This window comes from Photorhabdus australis DSM 17609 (genome assembly GCF_000711895.1).
GTDB lineage: Bacteria > Pseudomonadota > Gammaproteobacteria > Enterobacterales > Enterobacteriaceae > Photorhabdus > Photorhabdus australis.
Window position 1 is genome coordinate 1 of record NZ_JONO01000117.1, and the last position, 2,165, is coordinate 2,165.

Annotated in this window: 4 protein-coding genes; all 4 read left to right on the top strand. The window is 51.7% G+C overall.

What is annotated here, in order from left to right; translation table 11 throughout:
* Window positions 1–573 (top strand): pyocin knob domain-containing protein (locus BO26_RS18290; RefSeq protein WP_036774009.1); only part of this gene is annotated, 573 nt, incomplete at its 5' end.
* Window positions 570–935, top strand: coding sequence for a tail fiber assembly protein (locus BO26_RS18295; protein WP_036774011.1), 366 nt, complete (start codon window positions 570–572; stop codon window positions 933–935). The genes BO26_RS18290 and BO26_RS18295, both read left to right, overlap by 4 nt.
* Window positions 916–1,647 carry a hypothetical protein gene (locus BO26_RS18300; RefSeq protein ID WP_338049158.1) on the top strand — a complete coding sequence of 244 codons (732 nt, stop codon included), beginning with the start codon at window positions 916–918 and terminating at the stop codon, window positions 1,645–1,647. Before BO26_RS18295 ends, BO26_RS18300 begins: the two co-directional genes overlap by 20 nt.
* Window positions 1,619–2,155 carry a baseplate complex protein gene (locus tag BO26_RS18305; protein ID WP_036774013.1) on the top strand — a complete coding sequence of 179 codons (537 nt, stop codon included), beginning with the start codon at window positions 1,619–1,621 and terminating at the stop codon, window positions 2,153–2,155. Before BO26_RS18300 ends, BO26_RS18305 begins: the two co-directional genes overlap by 29 nt.
* Window positions 2,156–2,165: the final 10 nt, after the last annotated feature.

A 2,165-nucleotide genomic window follows, 5' to 3' on the forward strand; every position in this document is an offset into this window, starting at 1 on the left:
GCGACGACAGCAAATAATTATCCGGTCAACCAGGCGGGAACACTGGTTGTTACGCCGAGTGCATATGGCTGTCAACAAGAGTACACATCATTCAGTACGGGCAGGAAATTTACGCGTGGGCTTTCTCAGATCTGGAACGGAAATGACGGGCCATGGAATCCATGGGTTGAATATTATGGGGTGAATAACGTACCAACCCCTGCCGTTATCGGCGCGCTTGATAAAAATGGTCAGGCAGCATCGGCACTGAAACTTGCCGGGGCCAGATTAATCAACGGCGTTTCATTTGATGGCAGTAAAGATATAAATCTTCCACTGCTCGGCTACGGCCAGGGATGGGTTGATGTAACATCGCAGCGCTCAGTCGGGGTCACATATACAAACTCGACAGGAAAACCAATACAGCTGCTTCTTGACTTCTTGCGACCGTCAGCACCATGGTTTGTAAATGTTGTGGTTGATAGATTACCACTATCAGGAGCCGGGGGGTACTGCCCGGTAATTCCCCCCGGCTCCACATACAGAGTTAATACGTCCGGGGTAACAAATCTGACGTGGAGGGAGTTACGATGAAATATTATATTGACAGCAATAATAATATTTATGCCTATGAAGATGATTGTGACGAAGAGTTTATTGCTGAAGGATTAACCCTAATAACTGAAAAAGAAGTCAATGAAATATTGAACCCGCCGCCAACCCATGAAGAACTTATTCAGACTGCTGAATACAAGCGCCAGCAATTGCTTAAACATGCTGATGCTGTGATGCTCGACTGGCGCACAGAGTTGATGCTGTATGAAATCAGCGACGCCAACAGGGCTAAACTGTCAGCGTGGCAGGCTTATAAGAACGAGGTTAGGTCGGTTGATGTGACAACCGACCCCGGGCATGTTAACTGGCCGGAGCACCCTGATGTTGATGTGGCAGCGTAAAATCATGAAGCTGTCCCCGGATTTATCGGGGATCTCCGCTGCTATCGTCCCTGTTCACCCGTTTCTCTATAACATTGGGCAACAGACTGACAGCGGCAGTTATCTGAGTCCGGCGAATGCCATTGACACATTAGCCAATAAACTTACGGGCGAAGGTAACATAAACAGTCTGGTATTGATGGTCTGCGCCAAAACCTACGCTGAATTTATGCAACATATGACGCAGTTTGCATCGGTGTTGCCGCTTCCGGTCTTTGCTCAGGTCACCCGTATGGCAAAAACCGCAGAGAGTCAGGCGATCACCAAAATGCAATTGCCAGCGCCGCAGGGCGGTGGTTTACCGCTGCCCCAGCCGCTGTCAACTGCAACCAGTCGCCTGGCGGCTAATGTGCAACGGATTGAACAGGCTAAGTCACAGGCCAGTGCGGGCAGCAGTTTGGCCGGATTAAAATCCCAGTTAAGCGGGTTTACCACCGCCAGACAGAACGCCTTGCAGCAGGTCACAGATATCCTGAATGGTGCAATGGGAAAATCGGCCAGCGTCTGGACATTCACCGGAACAGGCCACGGTGCCCATCTGGCCGAACAGATGCGCAAGGGTATCCCGGAGCCGGACGCCATTTATACATTGGCAACGCTGTTTGTCGGGGATGACATCAGCCCACTGGAAAGGATGCTACACCATGAGCCAGATTATCACCCTCGCTCTTGATGGCGAGGCCATCCCGTTAAAAAGCCTGACCGTCACGCCCTCCATGATGTTTCAGGACAGCGACCAAAGCGGCCAGTCATCCAGCACGGCGGTCGCCGAGCAGGGCATCAAGCCGAAGGAATTGCGCATTACGGGCATTGTCCCCTTTACGGAACAGAAAACCCTGTCGCGCCTGTTTGCACTGGCGGAAGCCAAAGATGGCGGCAACCTGAAACGCTACAGGGTCGCCAACCTGACCGCACAGGCCATCAATTTTCGCATTGGCACCTTCACCAGTACCATTGATGCCAGCAAGCTGGACGGTAAGCAGGCATGGCAGGTCACTTTTACCCTGCGGGAACATTTATCGGTGTCTGAAAAACGCGATGCCCGTGCAGCCGGCACTGTTTCGGCCAGGAAACAAACCGGAAAAGGCGGCAGCACCGCAGCCAGGGAAGAGCCGGAAAAATTAAGCTGGTTTGAGCGTGAGGTTCTAAAACCGATTAATGATCATATCGGGGGCAGTTAATGAAACCCCT

What these genes read in the sequence shown, in the direction of transcription:
- BO26_RS18295 (WP_036774011.1), top strand. Translation starts at nt 570, where the DNA reads ATGAAATATTATATTGACAGCAATAATAATATTTATGCCTATGAAGAT.
- BO26_RS18300 (WP_338049158.1), top strand. Translation starts at nt 916, where the DNA reads ATGTTGATGTGGCAGCGTAAAATCATGAAGCTGTCCCCGGATTTATCG.
- BO26_RS18305 (WP_036774013.1), top strand. Translation starts at nt 1,619, where the DNA reads ATGAGCCAGATTATCACCCTCGCTCTTGATGGCGAGGCCATCCCGTTA.